We start from the raw sequence: 1,373 nt of genomic DNA on the forward strand, positions 1-1,373 counted from the left end.
TTTATGGGATGGCCCGCCCCTCAGTCCTGCTGGCGTAGGCTGGCCGGGCAACCGGGGCGTGAGGGAGCTGACCCATGACGGAGATTGCGGTTCTCGGGGTGGATCTGGGCAAGAACAGCTGCAGCGTGGTCGGGCTGGACGCGGCCGGTCGGGTGGTCCTGCGACGGCGCCTGCACCGGGACGGGGTGGTTAGGCTGGCGGCAGGGTCGCCGGGCTGCATGGTGGCGATGGAGGCGTGCTGTGGAGCGCACCACCTGGGCCGGCGGCTGCGCGAGGCCGGGCACGAGGTGCGGCTCATGTCGCCCGAGTACGTGCGGCCCTATGTGAAGGCGCAGAAGAACGACGAGCGGGACGCGGAGGCGATCGCCGAGGCGGCGACCCGTCCGACCATGCGCTTTGTCGAGCTCAAGAGCGAGGCACAACTCGACATGCAGAGCCTGCATCGCGCCCGTGACCGGCTGGTGGGCGAGCGGACGGCGCTGATCAACCAGCTGCGCGCCATCCTGCTGGAGCGCGGCATCACCGTGCCCCAGGGGCGGCGCAAGCTGGAGGTCTACCTCGAGACCCTGCTGGCCGAGGAGCGGGTCCCGCTCAGTCCGCGGGTGCGGCTGCTGGTGGAGGACCAGCGGGCCGAGTGGCGCGAGCTGGACCGGCGTATCGAGGCGTTCGACGAGGAGTTCGCGGCCGAGGCTCGGAGCGACGAGGCCGCCCGGCTGCTGACCACCATCCCGGGCATTGGGCCGCTGAACGCGACGGCGCTGGTGGCGGCAATCGGGCGGGCCGAGACCTTCGAGCGAGGACGGGATCTCGCTGCCTGGCTGGGGCTGGTGCCGCGGCAGATGACCACGGGTGGCAAGCCAAAGCTCCTGGGGATCAGCAAGCGAGGCAATGTCTACCTGCGAAGGATGCTGATCCACGGCGCCCGTGCTGCGCTGCCGACGTTGTCCAAGGGCGAGACCCCGCTCGGCGGGTGGCTGCGAGGCCTGGCTGCCCGAGCGCACGTCAACACCGTGGTGGTGGCGCTCGCGGCCAAGCTGGCGCGGATCATCTGCGCGGTGCTGCGCAGCGGGCGGCGGTTCGAGATGAGGGCGGCGGCCGTGTCGTAGCCCAAGGGGTCAGCCGCTCGCGCTCACCCGGCGCTGGCGGCTGGACAAGGTCTGCGGGTGGTGGAAGCGAGATGGCCTGACAGTCGACCGGCGTTCTGGAACCCTGGGGCAAAAAATGGCGCTCTGACGCCGCTAGTTTTATGAGGACCGGGGCGCGCGGATCTCCATCTTGGCCAGGGCCGATGTGCCTTGTGACCGGATACGTTGGCGTAGACTGATCAGACCAGGTCGTGAAAGCCCTTGCGGACGGGGCGGGCCATACGTTTT

The 1,373-nt window shown here is 69.8% G+C and carries 1 protein-coding gene; it reads left to right on the forward strand.

The features are described 5' to 3' along the window. Nucleotides 1–74: 74 nt before the first annotated feature. On the forward strand, nt 75–1,106 hold the full coding sequence (locus FHS87_RS23285; RefSeq protein ID WP_184522300.1) for an IS110 family RNA-guided transposase: 1,032 nt from the start codon (nt 75–77) through the stop codon (nt 1,104–1,106). Nucleotides 1,107–1,373 lie beyond the last annotated feature (267 nt).

It is taken from the genome of Muricoccus pecuniae (genome assembly GCF_014199205.1).
GTDB classification, from domain to species: Bacteria; Pseudomonadota; Alphaproteobacteria; order Acetobacterales; family Acetobacteraceae; genus Roseomonas; species Roseomonas pecuniae.